The organism is Massilia sp. UYP34, from assembly GCF_056279385.1.
On record NZ_JBWBRF010000010.1, the window covers coordinates 30210 to 45777 of the forward strand.

General features: G+C 67.3%; 18 protein-coding genes. 5 read left to right on the forward strand and 13 right to left on the reverse strand.

From position 1 onward, the window contains the following. Positions 1–18: 18 nt before the first annotated feature. The 3 genes from ACZ9AQ_RS15915 to ACZ9AQ_RS15925 all read right to left on the reverse strand — a co-directional run bounded on the left by ACZ9AQ_RS15915 (position 19) and on the right by ACZ9AQ_RS15925 (position 2654). On the reverse strand, positions 19–501 hold the full coding sequence (locus ACZ9AQ_RS15915) for an MSMEG_0572/Sll0783 family nitrogen starvation response protein (RefSeq protein WP_429204499.1): 483 nt from the start codon (positions 499–501) through the stop codon (positions 19–21). Positions 502–795: 294 nt separating this feature from the next. Next, positions 796–2082, reverse strand: coding sequence for an MSMEG_0569 family flavin-dependent oxidoreductase (locus ACZ9AQ_RS15920; RefSeq protein ID WP_429204501.1), 1287 nt, complete (start codon positions 2080–2082; stop codon positions 796–798). Then, a complete protein-coding gene (locus ACZ9AQ_RS15925) occupies positions 2079–2654 on the reverse strand; it encodes an MSMEG_0567/Sll0786 family nitrogen starvation N-acetyltransferase (protein WP_429204503.1) in 576 nt (191 codons plus the stop codon). The genes ACZ9AQ_RS15920 and ACZ9AQ_RS15925 overlap by 4 nt, the downstream gene beginning before the upstream one ends. Positions 2655–2968: 314 nt before the next feature. Between ACZ9AQ_RS15925 and ACZ9AQ_RS15930 the strand changes: the two genes are divergently transcribed. Then, positions 2969–4381, forward strand: a complete 1413-nt coding sequence (locus ACZ9AQ_RS15930; protein WP_429204505.1) for an aminotransferase-like domain-containing protein — start codon at positions 2969–2971, stop codon at positions 4379–4381. 27 nt (positions 4382–4408) lie between these two features. Here ACZ9AQ_RS15930 and ACZ9AQ_RS15935 read toward each other — a convergent pair whose 3' ends face one another. Together ACZ9AQ_RS15935 and ACZ9AQ_RS15940 are read right to left on the reverse strand one after the other, a co-directional pair. Continuing rightward, positions 4409–4840 carry a hypothetical protein gene (locus ACZ9AQ_RS15935; RefSeq protein WP_429204507.1) on the reverse strand — a complete coding sequence of 144 codons (432 nt, stop codon included), beginning with the start codon at positions 4838–4840 and terminating at the stop codon, positions 4409–4411. An 86-nt stretch (positions 4841–4926) separates the two neighbouring features. Then, positions 4927–5328: a GFA family protein gene (locus ACZ9AQ_RS15940; RefSeq protein ID WP_429204508.1), complete on the reverse strand. Its 402-nt coding sequence runs from the start codon at positions 5326–5328 to the stop codon at positions 4927–4929. Positions 5329–5562: 234 nt separating this feature from the next. On the opposite strand from ACZ9AQ_RS15940, the gene ACZ9AQ_RS15945 reads away from it, so the two are divergent. Continuing rightward, the gene (locus ACZ9AQ_RS15945; protein WP_429204510.1) at positions 5563–6108 is read left to right on the forward strand and encodes an SRPBCC family protein; all 546 of its coding nucleotides are present in this window, start codon (positions 5563–5565) and stop codon (positions 6106–6108) included. Positions 6109–6295: 187 nt separating this feature from the next. Here ACZ9AQ_RS15945 and hpaR read toward each other — a convergent pair whose 3' ends face one another. Then, on the reverse strand, positions 6296–6784 hold the full coding sequence (hpaR, locus tag ACZ9AQ_RS15950; protein ID WP_429204511.1) for a homoprotocatechuate degradation operon regulator HpaR: 489 nt from the start codon (positions 6782–6784) through the stop codon (positions 6296–6298). A gap of 143 nt (positions 6785–6927) precedes the next feature. Between hpaR and ACZ9AQ_RS15955 the strand changes: the two genes are divergently transcribed. Continuing rightward, positions 6928–7869, forward strand: a complete 942-nt coding sequence (locus tag ACZ9AQ_RS15955) for a bestrophin family protein (RefSeq protein ID WP_429204512.1) — start codon at positions 6928–6930, stop codon at positions 7867–7869. A 58-nt stretch (positions 7870–7927) separates the two neighbouring features. Continuing rightward, positions 7928–9451, forward strand: coding sequence for an acetyl-CoA hydrolase/transferase family protein (locus ACZ9AQ_RS15960; RefSeq protein ID WP_429204514.1), 1524 nt, complete (start codon positions 7928–7930; stop codon positions 9449–9451). An 11-nt stretch (positions 9452–9462) separates the two neighbouring features. On the opposite strand, the gene ACZ9AQ_RS15965 is transcribed toward ACZ9AQ_RS15960, so the two are convergent. From ACZ9AQ_RS15965 to ACZ9AQ_RS15975, 3 genes are all read right to left on the reverse strand, one after another. After that, on the reverse strand, positions 9463–10311 hold the full coding sequence (locus ACZ9AQ_RS15965; protein WP_429204516.1) for a hypothetical protein: 849 nt from the start codon (positions 10309–10311) through the stop codon (positions 9463–9465). 201 nt (positions 10312–10512) lie between these two features. Then, on the reverse strand, positions 10513–11619 hold the full coding sequence (locus ACZ9AQ_RS15970) for an S-(hydroxymethyl)glutathione dehydrogenase/class III alcohol dehydrogenase (protein WP_429204518.1): 1107 nt from the start codon (positions 11617–11619) through the stop codon (positions 10513–10515). Between the two features lie 173 nt (positions 11620–11792). Beyond that, positions 11793–12329 (reverse strand): GNAT family N-acetyltransferase, encoded by a 537-nt coding sequence (locus tag ACZ9AQ_RS15975; RefSeq protein ID WP_429204520.1) that lies wholly within the window; start codon positions 12327–12329, stop codon positions 11793–11795. A gap of 81 nt (positions 12330–12410) precedes the next feature. Between ACZ9AQ_RS15975 and ACZ9AQ_RS15980 the strand changes: the two genes are divergently transcribed. After that, positions 12411–12620, forward strand: coding sequence for a hypothetical protein (locus ACZ9AQ_RS15980; protein WP_429204521.1), 210 nt, complete (start codon positions 12411–12413; stop codon positions 12618–12620). A gap of 6 nt (positions 12621–12626) precedes the next feature. Here the strand turns inward: ACZ9AQ_RS15980 and ACZ9AQ_RS15985 are convergent, their stop codons facing one another. From ACZ9AQ_RS15985 to ACZ9AQ_RS16000, 4 genes are read right to left on the reverse strand one after another with little or no spacing between them, the layout of a single operon-like run. Beyond that, positions 12627–13340: an ion channel gene (locus ACZ9AQ_RS15985; RefSeq protein ID WP_429204522.1), complete on the reverse strand. Its 714-nt coding sequence runs from the start codon at positions 13338–13340 to the stop codon at positions 12627–12629. Between the two features lie 38 nt (positions 13341–13378). Continuing rightward, positions 13379–13993, reverse strand: a complete 615-nt coding sequence (gene thiE / locus ACZ9AQ_RS15990) for a thiamine phosphate synthase (RefSeq protein WP_429204524.1) — start codon at positions 13991–13993, stop codon at positions 13379–13381. 11 nt (positions 13994–14004) lie between these two features. After that, positions 14005–14760 carry a bifunctional hydroxymethylpyrimidine kinase/phosphomethylpyrimidine kinase gene (locus ACZ9AQ_RS15995; protein WP_429204526.1) on the reverse strand — a complete coding sequence of 252 codons (756 nt, stop codon included), beginning with the start codon at positions 14758–14760 and terminating at the stop codon, positions 14005–14007. After that, positions 14757–15563, reverse strand: a complete 807-nt coding sequence (locus ACZ9AQ_RS16000) for a thiazole synthase (RefSeq protein ID WP_429204695.1) — start codon at positions 15561–15563, stop codon at positions 14757–14759. The genes ACZ9AQ_RS15995 and ACZ9AQ_RS16000 overlap by 4 nt, the downstream gene beginning before the upstream one ends. Between the last annotated feature and the right edge of the window lie 5 nt (positions 15564–15568).

The following is a 15568-nucleotide window of genomic DNA, read 5'->3' on the forward strand; positions in this document are numbered from 1 at the left end:
GCCGCCCTCCTTCGCTGCCTACAGGGTCCAGGTATCGATGACGACCGCGTTGTCGCGCAGGTGCAGCAGCTTCAGGTCGAGCACATCGAGCGGGCTGATCGGACGGATGCCTTCGATCAGCGCCGGCTCGCCATGGCCGTACAGCGCCTGCAGCGCGAAGCGGCAGGCATACACCTTGCCGCCCTCTTCCATGAACTTGGTGAGCTGCCTGCTGTAGTTCTGGTGGCCCGGGAAAGCTTCGTCGCCGATGGTCGGGAAGCCGCGCTGGATGCCCAGGGTCACGCCCGGTCCGTACATCAGGATCGAGGTTTCGTAGCCCTTGCGCTGCAGGCGGGTGGCCTGCAGCATGTTGACGAAGCCGATCGATCCTTCGTACGCCACCGTGTGGAAGGTCACCAGCGCTTTCTCGCCCGGCTTCGCCTTGACGTCCTCGAATACCTTCTCCTCGTAGTCCACGAAGAAGTCGCCTTTCTGGTGCTTGGCTTGGGTAACTGCTGGCATGGTAGTGCTCCTGTCTAGTGGTTGAATTGGTGCGGGGAACCGACGTCCGCACAGGGGAATTGATTGCATGCTCCGTGCCAGTCAATGCCGCGAAGGACAGGCATTGAATGGAGCGTTGTCCATTCAAGCCGCCGTCCAAGAGGCATGCCGGCGCGGTGCGCGACAGCGATCCGGTCAAACCGTGCAGTCAATGACGACGGCATCACCGGAGCGCGGCGCGCCTGGCCTGCGGTATGCCTGGCATGCGGCGGTGCGGCGCATGCCACATGACGGCGCGCGCTGCACCGCCGCATGTCAGGCATACCGCAGCGCCGGTGCGCCGCCTTGCGCCAGCGCGGCGATGTGCGCCGCCAGGTATTCGGCATCGCGCGCCACGCCCGAGAAGCGGCCCGAACCCCAGGTATGCAGCCAGGGCAGGCCGAGGAAGTACAGTCCCGGCTGGCCACTGATGCCGCGCGCATGGACCGGATGGCCGCGCCCATTGAAGACCGGCGCATTGACCCATTTGAAATCCGGCGCGAAGCCGATGCACCAGATCACGGCCGTGACGCCCTCGGCGCGCAGGTCGAGCGTGTCCTCCTGCGCGCTGTCCGGCTCCCATGGCGCCACGTAGGCGGCGCCGGGCGGCGCGGCGATGCCCTGGGACGCGATCCAGTGGTCGATCGAGGCATTGATGCGGTTGTAGACATGGTCGGCCTGGTCCAGGTTGGCCTTCAGGTTGGGGGCGAAAGCGAGACGCGTTCCCTCCAGGCCGGTCAGGGCGCCGTGCAGCCGCATGCCCTGCAGTGCGAAGGCGCGCAGGTCGATGTCGCGCCCGCCGTCGCGCCCGGTGACGTAGTGGTTGGTGTTGTCGCGCACGCCTTCACGCAACGGATGCTCGCCGACCGCCTTGTCGTAATAGCCCATGTCGGCCAGCCAGTCGACCACGTCGCGGCCGCGATAAAAGCGCGCGCAGCGCGGCGCGTCGCCGGTGGCCAGGTGGACCCGGCGGCCGGCCAGGTGCAGGTCTTCCGCGATCTGCGCGCCGGACTGGCCTGAGCCGACCACCAGCACCGCGCCGTCGGGCAGGCTGTGCGGGTTGCGGTAGTCGGCCGAGTGCAGCTGCACGATGCCGGCCGGCAGGCGTTCGGCCAGGCGCGGCACGATCGGCTCCTGGTAGCAGCCGGAGGCCACCACGACCTGGCCCGCGGTGGTCGCGCCGATGCTGGTGCGCAGCGCGAAGCCGCCGCCCGCAAGCGGCGCCACCTCGCGCACCTCGACGCCCTCGCGCACCGGCGCGTTCACCTTGGCGATGAAGCCGTCCAGGTAGTCGACGATCTGCTCGCGCTTCATGAAGCCGTGCGGATCGTCGCCGGCATACGGATGGCCTGGCAGCTGGCATTGCCAGTTCGGGGTCACCAGCGAGAACGCGTCCCAGCGCTGGGTGCGCCAGGCATGCGCCTGCGCGTGCTTTTCGAACACGACGTGGCCGATGCCGGCCTGCTGCAGGTAGTAGCTCATGGACAGGCCGGCCTGGCCACCGCCGACGATGGCGACGTCGACATGCGCATCGAGCGCAGGCAGGATGGTGGGGATGGTCATGCGGTTTCTCCGGTAGGAAGGTTGGAAGGCGACGCCGGCCTGGCCGACCGGCCGGCGTAGCCGGCTTGCGGGGTGTGGCAGGGCGGATAGCTGGCCAGGTCGGCCTGCATCAGGTGATGCGGCCGTCCCAGCAGGGTTTCCTCGTGCAGCACATGCCAGTCGAGGCGCTGGAACAGGGGCACGTTCTGGCTTTGCACGTGGGCGCGAAACACGCGGCAGCCCAGCGCGCCGGCGCTGGCGACCGCCAGGCGGATGAGGGTGACGCCGAGCCGGGCGTGCTTGCGCCATGCGGGATCGACGGCCAGCCGCGAACCGAACCACAGGCCCCCGCCCTCGTCGTGGATGCGCACGGTGCCGATCACCTGGTCGGGCAGGCCGGCCAGGCACGACAGCGCGACCAGCAGCTGCGCGCGCTCGTCGACCGCGTCGCGGTCGTCATGCGCGAAGATGCCCTGCTCTTCGCAGAACACGGCGCGGCGCAGGCGGTAGGCTTGTTCCGATTCCCATGGCAGGGTGACCCATTTCACGCGAAACTCGCTGGGCAGATAGGCGAGAGGCAGCTCGTTCATCATGATCGTTCTCCTGGCGGGCGATGCATGGATTGAATGCATGGGGCGTGCCAATCAATCGCGCCGCAGGCTGGACTTGACTGCAGGCGCCTGCGGTCATTCCGGGCCACGGCGCGCCCGCCGCTTCTGGCACGCGCCTTGCATCGGGCCAGAGGAGGAAGGCGGTTTTTCGCGTCATCCGCGCTTTCCATACATTCGCTCCATACAATCGGCGCTAGGTGTCGCTGCACGATGGCGCGCAGTGGCGCATCATGCGGGTGCGCGTGAGCCTTTTCGGTGCCTGCGCGAGCGCAACAACGTCATGGAGGCCAGCAGCAATGAGCAAGAAATTCGATGGCTGGATGCCCAGGCTGAGGAAGACCAGCGCGCCCGGCGCCCTGCCCTTCTACCAGCAGATCGCCAATGCGATTGCCGACGACATCACGACCGGGCGCCTGATGCCGGAACAGCGGCTGCCGGCGCAGCGCCGGCTGGCCGCCGGCCTCGGGATCGACTTCACCACGGTGGCGCGCGCCTATGTCGAGGCGCAGCGGCGCGGGCTGGTCGATTCCACGGTGGGACGCGGCACATTCGTGTGCGGCAAGCGACGTCCCGCCATCCCGCGCGCGGTCGAAGGACGGCCGAACATCGACCTGTCGATGAACATGCCGCCCGAGCCGGCGTCGCCCGAACTGGCGCAGCTGATGCAGGACGGCTATGCGGAAGTCGGCGCCCACCTGCGCGACCTGCTGCGCTACCAGGACTTCTGCGGCTCGCGCGCCGATCGCGAGGCCGGCGCGCTATGGCTGCGGCGGCGCGGCCTGGTGGTTCCCGAGGAACGGGTGCTGGTCACGCCGGGCGCCCAGTGCGCGCTGCTGGCGGTGCTGGGCGCGATCGCGCCCGCGGGCTCGGTCGTGTGCTGCGAGGAGCTGACCTATCCCGGATTGCGGGCGCTGGCCGGCCAGCTGGGCCTGAAACTGGTGGGGCTGCCGATGGACGGCGAAGGCATCGATGCGGTCGCCTTCGCGGCCGCCTGCGCCCAGTACGCGCCGAAGGCGCTGTATTGCAATCCGACCCTGCTCAATCCGACCACGGCGGTGATGTCGGCGCAGCGGCGCCAGGCGCTGGTGGAAGTGGCGCGCTTTCATGGCGTGGCGATCATCGAGGACGACGCCTACGGCTTCCTGCCGCGCTCCGGCCCGCCGCCGCTGGCCAGCATGGGGCCGGACATCACCTTCTATATCGCTGGCCTCGCCAAATGCGTGGGCGCGGGCCTGCGCGTCGCCTTCCTGGTCGCCCCCGACGCCCATTCCACGGCGCGCCTGACGGCTGCCATCCGCGCCACCACGACCATGGTCTCACCCATCACGGCGGCGCTGGCGACGCGCTGGATTCGCGACGGCACGGCCGACCTGATGCTGGCCGCTATCCGCAAGGAATGCGCGGTGCGCCACAAGATCGCGCTGCGCGCCCTGCCCGACGCGACGGTTGACGCGACGCCGGACAGTTTTCATTTATGGCTGCGCCTGCCCGCGCCGTGGGGCCGCCGCCAATTCGCGGAAACGATGGCCGCGGCGGGGGTGGCGGTGGTGGCCAGCGATGCGTTCGCCGTCGGGGCGCCGGGCATGGCGCCGGAGGCGGTGCGGGTGTGCGTAGGCGGCATGGCCGACCGCTACCAGATCCAGCACGCGCTGGAACTCATGGGGCAGGCGCTGCGCCACCCGCCGCCGTGCGTCGCGCATGGCGTGTGAACGCCGTCGCGCCGGGGCGCCGGGACGCTACACGCGCCTGACGAGCAGCGCGACGTCGATCTGGTCGTCGGCGCGCACCACCACCCGTTGGCCAACCACGGCGCTGCGGATGGGCGCGGCCAGGACTTCGCCGTTGCTGGTCAGCCTGGCCAGCACGCGCAGGTTGCCATGGTGATCCATGCGGACGATCGTGAACTGCAGGGCCCATGGCGTATCGCCGTGGACGCCACGCAAGGTGATGCGCTCGGCATTCTGCGCAACCACGACCGGTTTACTGACCTCGCCGAACATGTCCAGCTTCAGCGCCACCTCGAAGCCCGTATGGTGGTTGGTATGGCCGATCCCGGCCGGAGGCAAGGGACGGGCTTGCGCGGCGGAGCCGACCATTCCCGCGACCGCGGCAACAGGCAGGGCAAGGCAAAGTCGGCGGCGCATGCGGCTGGAAGATGGTGCGCTCATGGCGGTAGCTTTCCGGGAAGTCACGATGATTCCATGCTCGCATCTTCTTGCACGGATAACAATGTCGTGCGCATGAAATTTACCTGTCAGCCTTCCGACCGGGTCGTCTGGTACTGCGGCAGGCCGTCCTGCAGCTTCAGCCAGCCCAGCCGGCTGCGCACAAAAGTGTGATCGGCCGGCGGCACCAGTTCCGGGTCATCGAGGCTGGCGGTGGCAAGGTCGATCTCGTCGGGCCAGCGTTCGTCGTGCCAGGTGAGCGTGGTGCCGCACGACGGGCAAAAACTGCGCAGCGCATGTTCGCTGGAACGGAACCGTTGCGGCGCGCTGGCGGTCCAGTGCAGGCTGGTCGTCCTGACGCTGAACCAGGCGACGGCCGGGGCTCCCGATGCCTTGCGACAATCGGTGCAATGGCACAGCGTGCTGTTGAATGGTTCACCGTGCGCCTCGAAGCGCACCGCGCCGCAGAAGCATCCACCTTGCAAGCTCATCTGACCCTCCTGTTGCATCGTCGTCGATTTCCAATAGGAAAACACATTAACATCGCGCAACTTGTTACGAATGGGATTCTCAGCCGCGCGCCCCCATCTTGTCTTTTCGCTTATTTTAATAACAGATTCGCGACAAGGTCGCGAACCCCGTCGCATGTGCATTCATTCGAGTCCAGGCGTGCGCGCCGGCCATTGTGCCGACGCCGCGCCGGGGCGAAACCTAAGGAGAATACTATGTTGGGTCGTGTAGTTACCGTGGCCGCACTGGCCGTTGGCGGCGCAATGCTGTCGAAGAAACTCAAGCGTAATCGTGGTTTTGGCACCAGCTCGTCGATCGTCGAGACGATTGAAGTCAACGTGCCTGTGCGCACTGCCTACAATCAGTTCACCCAGTTCGAAGACTTCCCGCAATTCATGAAGAGCGTGAAAGAGATTCGCCAGCTGGACGACAAGCACCTGCACTGGAAGGCCAACGTGGCCGGCGAAGACAAGGAATGGGATGCCGAGATCACCGAGCAGATCCCGGACAACCGCATCGCCTGGCGCAGCACCACCGGCGTCAAGAACGGCGGCGTGGTCACCTTCCACAAGATCTCGGACACCGTCACCCGCATCGCGCTGCAGATGGACTACGAGCCCGAAGGCCCGCTGGAAACCCTGGGCGACGCCCTGGGCGCCGTGCGCATGGAAACGCGTTCCAACCTGGCCAACTTCAAGGAGCTGCTCGAGAAGCGCGGCAGCGAAACCGGCGGCTGGCGCGGCAAGATCGAGCAGCACTGATCGATCAGCACCGCGCGGCGCCTGCCGGATCTGTTGACACCGTTCGCCGGCGTCACCAGGTCGCCCCCGCGAAGGCGGGGGCCGGCTTTCGCATGCGCTAGCATGCATGCGCCGTCGCGATGCACGCAGACCTGGATTCCCGCCTGCGCGGGAATGACGTCTCCAGGGCTTACAAGCTAACCTGACATCATGGCCGACGGCTGTTCACCGCCTTTGTCGTCACCGGCAACTCCACCCTCTCCACCGGCGTCTCCTGTGCCGCGATGAACACTTCCAATGCCCGCGACAGGTCGTCGACGACCCGGCTGCCATACGCTTCTTCGATCAATCGGTACTGCTGCTCGATCAGCGGCGCGATCTCGTCGATCAGCTTGTCCCCTTTCGGCGCCAGCCGTACCCAGATGCGGCGCTGGTCGGCCGCCACGCGCTGGCGCGCGATCAGGCCCAGTTCTTCCATGCGCGACAGCACGCCGGTCATGCTGGGACTCAGGATCTGGCACAGCTCGCACATCTCGCGCGGCTCCAGCTGCCCGTGCTCGTCCAGCACGCGCAGGATGCGCCATTGCTGCTCGGTGACGCCGAAGTGATTGAGGACGGGACGGAAATGCGACATCAACGATTCGCGGGCTTTCAGGAAAAGCTGGGGCAGGTTGCGGTGTGTGATACGGCGGGCCAATGCGTGCTCCGTGTTAAGTGTGTCTACATCAAGAATGATCGCACAAGCACCAGCGCTTGACTTACTAAGATATTAGTGATTTACTGCGAATATCTTAGTGAGTCTTTCTTGACTCGTAAATTTTTTCGAATGCGGTCGATGCCGTGATTATCCGAGAGCGCCCTTCCGGGCTCAAGCTGTTCCTCCAGTTGCGCGGCTCGGTGCTGCCCCGCATCCTGCCCACTCTGCTGGTCAATATCGCGGTGGCTACCCTGGTCACCTGGTCGCACGGCGACCTGTGGGACCTCAAGATCACCCTCACCACGATACCGTTCACGCTGATCGGGCTGCCGATCGCGATCTTCCTTGGCTTTCGCAACAATTCCGCCTATGACCGTTTCTGGGAAGGCCGCAAGCTGTGGGGCGAGCTGGTGCTGCGCTGCCGTAACCTGGCGCGCCAGTCCACGAGCCTGATCAACGATCCCCGGCCTGCCTTGGCAAGCAATGGTTTGCAGGATACACGGGTTCGCATCGTCTACCGCGCAATCGCCTTTGTCCACGCGCTGCGCGACCACCTGCGCGACCAGCCCGACTCGCCGTATGCGGCCAACTTCCTGCTGCCGGACGAGTACGAAGACATGGCGCGCGCACGCAACAAGCCCGACAGCCTGATGCGCCACATGGGCGCCGACCTGCAACGCTGCATCAAGGAGGGGCGCATCGACGCCTGCCTGGCGGCCAACATCGACAACAACTTGTCGGCGCTGACAGCCGCCTCCGCATCGTGCGAGCGCATCAAGAACACGCCGATTCCTTATTCGTACACGCTGCTGCTGCACCGCACCGCCTATATCTACTGCTTCCTGCTGCCTTTCGGCCTGGTCGACTCGATCGGCTTCATGACGCCGTTCGTGGTCGCCATCGTGGCCTACACGTTCTTCGGTCTGGACGCGCTGGGCGACGAACTGGAAGAGCCGTTCGGCATGGAAGCGAACGACCTGCCGCTCGACGCCATGTGCCGCGCCATCGAGATCGACCTGCGCAGCGCGCTGCGCGACGAACACGTGCCGCCGCCGCTGCAGCCGGTCGACTACTGCCTGACCTGAACCCCGATAGTCAATAAGAAAAACAAAGCCACACCGAGTCCGTCCCTGAGGAGAAACCATGCAACACGATCACCACCTTGCCCACGACCGCGTCCGCCTGCCGCAGCTGCGCGAACGCATCACCAGCGCTGCCCGCGCCGCCGAATGGATCCAGGACGGCATGACCGTCGGCACCAGCGGCTTCACCCGCGCCGGCGACGCCAAGGCGGTGCCGCTGGCGCTGGCCGAACGCGCACGCAGCGCGCCGCTGGCGATCACCCTGATCACCGGCGCCTCGCTCGGCGGCGAGACCGACGCGGCGCTGACCCAGGCCGGCGCGCTGGCGCGCCGCATGCCGTTCCAGACCGACCCCACCCTGCGCGCCGCGATCAACCGCGGCGAGGTCATGTTCACCGACCAGCACCTGTCCGAGACCGTCGAGCTGCTGCGCACGCGCCAGATCGCGCCGGTGGACGTCGCCATCATCGAGGCGATCGCGATCACCGAGAGCGGCGCCATCATCCCGACCACCTCGGTCGGCAACAGCGCCAGCTTCGCGATCCTGGCCGACAAGGTGATCATCGAGATCAACCTCTCCCAATCGCCGGCGCTCGAAGGCCTGCACGACATCTTCATCCCCAAGCACCGCCCGCAGCGCGAGCCGATGCCGCTCATGAACGTCAGCGACCGCATCGGCACGACGGCGATCGTCATTCCGCCCGAGAAGATCGTGGCCATCGTCATGACCGAGAAGCACGACAGCGCCTCCACCATCCAGCCGCCGGACGACGACACCGCCGCCATCGCCGGCCACCTGACCGGTTTCTTCAACGGCGAGATCGCCGCCGGCCGCCTGACCGAGCGCCTGATGCCGCTCCAGGCCGGCATCGGCACCATCGCCAACGCCGTGCTGGCCGGCCTGATCGACGGCCCGTTCAAGGGCCTCACCATGTATTCAGAAGTGCTGCAGGATTCGACGTTCGACCTGTTCGACGCCGGCAAGCTCGATTTCGCTTCCGGTTCGTCGATCACCCTGTCGGAGGAAAAGGGGCGGCAGGTATTCGCCGAGCTGCAAAAGTACAAGGACCGCCTGGTCTTGCGCCCGCAGGAAGTGAGCAACCATCCGGAAGTCATCCGCCGCCTTGGGATCATCGCCATCAACACGGCGCTCGAGTTCGACATCTACGGCAACATCAACTCGACCCACGTGGGCGGCACCCACATGATGAACGGCATCGGCGGCTCGGGCGACTTCGCGCGCAACGCCTATCTATCGGTGTTCGCGACCAAGTCGACGGCCAAGGGCGGCAAGATCTCGAGCATCGTGCCGATGGTCTCGCACGTCGACCATACCGAGCATGACGTCGACGTGGTGGTGACCGAGGTCGGCCTGGCCGACCTGCGCGGCCTGGCCCCGCGCGAGCGCGCCCAACGCATCATCGACCATTGCGTGGCCGAGCCGTACAGGCAGATGCTGCGCGACTACGTCGGGCAAGCGAACGGGCGCGGCGGCCACACGCCGCACGTGCTGGAGAAGGCGTATTCGTGGCATGAGCGGTACCGCGCGACCGGTTCGATGCTGCCGACGCCGCAGCAGCCCTGATCAGGCCCTGATCACGGCCGCGGCGCCGCCTGCGCCAGTCCCCTGGCGCGCGCATCGCGAATCAGTGCGCGCACGGTCTTGTCGGCGGCCTTGCTCTCGCGCTCCATTTCCTTGCCCAGTTCGCCCATGCGCCGGCCCAGCTTTTCCATCGGCTGGTTGGCGCTTTCCATCTGGCGGCCGATGTCTTCCATCGAGGCGCGCTGCTGGCGCGCCTGCGGGCCGTTGTAGGCGTCGCTGATACGCACGCCCGCGTCGGACATGCGCTTGCCGGTCTCGGCCATCTTTTGCTGGATGAGGCGGCGCTCCCCGTCATCCTCGGCCGCGGCCATCTGCCGGCTGAGCTCGTCCATATGCCGGCTCAGCGCCTGCATGCCGTCGTCGACCTCGCGCATGTCGCGCTCGCTCGGCAGGTTCGCGGGCCTGGCGGCGGCGCGCTCCATGTCGCGGCCCAGCGCTTCGACCTTCTTGCCGTGTTTTTCCATTTCCTTGCCATGGACGTTCATCAATTCGCCCAGCCGGTCGAGTGGGGCCCAGGCGGCGCGCGCCCGCCTGAGGGTCTCGGGGTCCTGGATCACGTAGCCGCGCCCGTCCGCGCGGAACCAGATGAATTCGCCCTTGATGGCGCGTTGGGCGGCGCGCACCTCGTCCCAGTCGTCGCTGCTGCCGCTGATGTCGAAGCCGCCGGATGTGTCGCGCACCAGGGCGTACGGCTCGTCCGCGGCCGCCACGCGCACCACGCGCGGCTTGCCGTCGGCCGCCGCCTGGGCCGGCATGGCGAACGCCGCCAGGGCGGCCAGGCCGAGAAGCGGAAGCGGAATCGGAAGCGCCAGTTTCCAGCGAGGCGATGCGGTGCGTGACATGGGTCGGTCTCCAGTGATGGGCCGGACGCGGCCGGCGATGCAGGCACTGTAGACAACACGGCATGCGCCGCCCAGCGCGCTGCGACAGACGGTCGAAATCGCGGAACAGGCGGTCAGGACGGCGCCAGAACGACAACGCGGCCCGAAGGCCGCGCAGGACAGGCATCGACGGCGGACCGGACGGCCCGCCGGCGAGGACGATCAGTACACCACGACCGAGCGGATCGACTCGCCTGACTTCATCAGGTCGAAGCCTTCGTTGATGCGCTCCAGCGGCAGGTGGTGGGTGATCAGGTCGTCGATATTGATCTTGTTTTCCATATACCAGTCGACGATCTTCGGCACGTCGGTACGGCCGCGCGCGCCACCGAAGGCCGAGCCCTTCCACTCGCGACCGGTCACCAGCTGGAACGGACGGGTGGAAATTTCTTGGCCGGCAGCCGCCACGCCGATGATGATCGACTGGCCCCAACCCTTGTGGCAGCACTCCAGCGCCTGGCGCATGGTGTTGACGTTGCCCACGCACTCGAAGCTGTAGTCGGCGCCGCCGTCGGTCAGCTGGACGATGCTGTCGACGACGTTCTCGACCGTGGTCGGGTTGATGAAATGGGTCATGCCGAACTTGCGCGCCATGGCTTCGCGTTCGGGGTTCAGGTCGACGCCGATGATCTTGTCGGCGCCAACCATCTTGGCGGCCTGGATCACGTTCAGGCCGATGCCGCCCAGGCCGAACACGACCACGTTGGCGCCCGCTTCGACCTTGGCGGTGAAGATCACGGCGCCGATGCCGGTGGTGACGCCGCAACCGATGTAGCAGATCTTGTCGAACGGCGCGTCATTGCGCACCTTGGCCAGCGCGATCTCGGGAACCACGATGTAGTTCGAGAAGGTCGAGGTGCCCATGTAATGGAAGATCGGCTTGCCGTCCAGCGAGAAACGCGAGGTCGCGTCGGGCATCAGGCCGCGGCCCTGGGTCGAGCGGATCGCCTGGCACAGGTTGGTCTTGCGCGACAGGCAGAATTTGCATTGGCGGCATTCCGGCGTGTACAGCGGAATCACATGATCGTCGCGGCGCAAACTGGTCACGCCGGGACCGACGTCGACCACCACGCCCGCGCCTTCATGGCCCAGGATGGCCGGGAAGATGCCTTCGGGATCGGCGCCCGACAGCGTGTAGTAGTCGGTATGGCAGATGCCGGTGGCCTTGACCTCGACCAGCACCTCGCCGGCCTTCGGACCTTCGAGTTCAACCTCTTCGATCGTGAGCGGATGGCCCGCCTTCCATGCAATTGCTGCCTTCGTTTTCATGTCGTATTCCCGTTACTTGAAGAAAAACCGCGCGTCCATGACCGCGCCGCAAAAGAGACATGATAACAAGCTTGCGCAATCACGTTCGGGTATGGCCCGGCAATCATTCGCCGGTGACGCCAGCGCCAGGCCCAGGTTTTTCTCGTCGCGGCCTGCGCGTCATGGCCGGCGCGTTATGGCCTGCCTGAGCGCGCCGGCCCGGGAAGCGTGAGCCGCATGCGCTGCTCCATCAGGTCCGAGCCCGGCCGCAAGGGTTCGCGCACGCCGGCCTCGACGAAGCCGGCGCGCTCATACAGGCGCAAGGCGTCGGCATTGGTGCAGGTCACGCCCAGCTGCAACGCCTGCGCGCCGCGCGCCGTGGCCCAGCGCACCGCATCGTCCAGCAAGGCGCCGGCCACGCCCTGCCCGCGTGCTTCGGGCGCCACCCACATCTGGAACAAGTTGACGATGGCGGGATCGTCGCCATCTTCCTTGGCCCAGGCCAGGCCGATGAACTCGCCATTCGCCTCGGCGGCCAGCGCGCGGTCGATGCCGGATGTGGTCGAGCGCGCCAGCCGCGCGGCCCAGGTCTCGGGCGCCAGCGCCTCTTCGGCGGCCAGCGTGCTGCCGAAGGCGTCCGGCGCATCGGCCAGCGCGCGCAGGCGGATCGCACGGTAGGCCGGCCATTCTTCGGCGCCAAACGGCCGGATGAAGAATGTGGGATGAACCATGGCGAGCTTTCGCTTATTGAGGGAAAACAATTCTAGCAGGCAGTATTCGGTCCATTGCCGAGCGCCCTGGAGCGCCGACGATTGGTATCAAAGCCCCTCACCGAGGAGAGAGGCCATGTCCGAACTGAACAAGCGCATCCTGCAGCAGGCGAATGCAGCGGTGATCTCGGCGAGATCGAATCGAAGGACGAGCAAGGCAACGTGGTTCAGAACGCCTACAGCGACGTCTGGCGTTTCCGCGACGGCGAGATGGCCGAGCTGCGCGCCTTCGTGGTGCCGGTCAAGAAGTGAGAAGGCCTAGTCTTTTTCCCAGTCCTGCATGCGGCGCTTGCGCGCCCGCCCGACCGCGATCCGGTTGCGCGTGGTGAAGGCGATCAGGCGCGCCACCACCACCGCCAGGTACATCAGCCCAACCAGCATCTCGACGCTGGCCAGCGCCCGCGCATGCACGGTCAGCGGGATCACGTCGCCGATGCCGGTGCTCGACAGCAGCGCGAAGCTCAGGTAGTTCAGTTCGGTCCAGGTGCGCGGCGCGGCCGCGTTGACGGCGGCCGCGAAGCTGCCGGGATGGAGTTCCTGCACCAGCATGTACATGTGGGTGAACGCCCATGCAAGCAGGGTAAACGTGGCGCCGGCCGCGAACAGCTCGTCGGTGGTGGCCAGCTCGTCGTCCATCATGTAGGCGATCAGGCTGCCCGCCGCATAGAAGTAGAACAGCGCCTCCAGGCCCGACGACCAGGCCAGCAACTGCGCCGGGCCGAACAGGATCTGCGCCAGCAGCAAGGCGATGATCGGCACCGCCAGCGCCCAGCTGACCCGCACCTCGCCCGGCGTGCGCCGCACCATGCGGATGGTAAAGGCCAGCACCACGATGCCGAAGGCATTGAAGGCTACCTGGCCGGCCGGCGTGCCCTCGATGAAGGGATAGGCCAGCATGCCGACCAGCTGGACCAGCAACAGGATGGCGGACGGGTGACGGCGGGTGTGGGCAAACAGCAGCAATGGGCGCATGGAGGGACGACGGGAATCACGATGCGCCTATTGTAGAGTCAGGCAGGCGGGAACAGCGCGCCAAATGCGCGCGCCGCCGCGCCGGGGTCACCCGATCCGTACACGCTCGTGATCGCCGCCACCAGGTCGATCCCGCGCGCTACCAGCGGCGCCGCATTCTCCGGGGTCATGCCGCCGATGACGACGATCGGCACCGTCAACTCGGCGCGCGCCTGGTCCAGCAACTCGGGCGGCGTCACGAAGGTGTACTTCTTGACCGGCGACGGATAAAAGCCGCCGAAGGCGACGTAGCTGGCGCCGGCCTGGACCGCCGCGCGCGCCAGGGCCAGTTCGCCGTAGCACGAGGCGCCGACGATCTTGTCCGCCCCCAGCAGCGCGCGCGCCTCGCGCACGCCCCCATCGGTATGGCCCAGGTGCACGCCGTCGGCGTCGATCGCCTGGCACAGGTCGACGTGGTCGTTGATGACCAGCGGCCGGCCATGGCGGCGGCACAGCGCCAGCAGCGCCGTCGCCTGCTCCCGGCGCAATGCGGGGCCGGCTTCCTTGTGGCGGTACTGGACCAGCGCAGCGCCGGCGCCAAGGGCGGCATCGGTCGCCAGGATCAGTTTTTCCGTATCGTCCCAGTTCGGGGTAACGAGGTACAAGCCGCGCATGTCGGCTCCTTTCAGGTTGTCGGTTGCAACAGGCGGCGCGGGATGCGCTGCCCTGGCGCCAGCGCATACGACTGCGCCAGCGTATGGTGGGTATAGGCCTGGGCCGCGTCGAGCGCCGCCTCCATATGCTCGCCCAACGCCAGCCGCGCCGCCAGCGCCGCGGCCAGCGTGCAGCCGCTGCCGTGGTAGCCGTGCGGCAGGCGCGGCCAGCGCCAGGCGCGCGCCTCGACGCCGTCGACCAGCCAGCGGTTGACGACGATGTCGCCCGCGGCGTGGCCGCCGGTCACCAGCGCCTGGCGGCCGGCCAGCCCGCCGTGCGCCTCCAGTGCCGCGCGCTCGGGCAGGTTGGGCAGCACGATCGTCGCCAGCGCCAGCAGTTCGCGCAGCGCGCCGACGGCGTCGCCCTGCCCCAGCGCATCGCCATGGCCGCTGGCCAGCACCGGATCGAGCACCACCGGCAAGGTGGGCCGGCGCGCGCGCAAGGCCCGGATGACGTCCGCGATCGCCGCCGCGTTGGCGGCGTTGCCGGGGATGCCAAGCTTGACCGCTCCGATCTCGAAGGCCGCCAGCAGCGGCGCCGCCTGGCGCGCGATCCAGGCGGCATCGACCGGGCGCGCCGCATGGACGCGGTTGTTGTCCTGCGCCGTCAGGGCGGTGGCCACCGGCAGCGGATGCGCGCCCTGCGCCGCGATCGCCAGGATGTCGGCGGCCAGACCGGCGCCGCCGCCGGGGTCGAGCCCGGCGAACACCAGCACGCAGGCGGTCATCCGGTGATCTTTCCTTCACTGGGTGACGAAGGCGAGGCGGCGAAGCGCTTGGGCATGCGGCCGGCGAGATACGCATCGCGCCCCGCCAGCACCGCATGCTTCATGGCGCGCGCCATGCGCACCGGGTCGCCCGCGGCGGCGATCGCGGTGTTCATCAACACGCCGTCGCAGCCCAGTTCCATCGCGATCGCGGCGTCCGACGCCGTGCCGACGCCGGCGTCGACCAGTACCGGCACCGTGGCCTGCTCGATGATCAACGACAGGTTCCACGGATTGAGGATGCCCATACCCGAGCCGATCAGGGACGCCAGCGGCATCACCGCCACACAGCCGATCTCCTGCAGGATGCGGGCCTGGATCGGATCGTCGCTGCAGTAGACCATGACGTCGAAGCCGTCCTTCACCAGGGCCTCCGCCGCGACCAGGGTCTCGGGCATGTGCGGGAACAGCGTCTTCTGGTCGCCCAGCACCTCGAGCTTGACCAGCTTGTGCCCGCCCAGCAGCTCGCGCGCCATCTGCAAGGTGTAGATCGCGTCCCTGGCGGTGTAGCAGCCGGCCGTGTTCGGCAAGATGGTGAAGTCGCTCGGGGGCAGCACGTCGAGCAGGCTCGGCGCGTTCGGGTCCTGGCCGATGTTCACGCGGCGGATCGCCACCGTGACGATCTCGGCGCCGGCGGCCAGCGTGGCTTCGCGGGTCTGCTCCAGGTCGCGGTACTTGCCGCTGCCGACCAGCAGGCGCGATCGGTAGGCGCGGCCGGCGATGGTCAGCGTGTCGTTCTTCAGCTCATTGCTCACTTCGTTCATTGCGT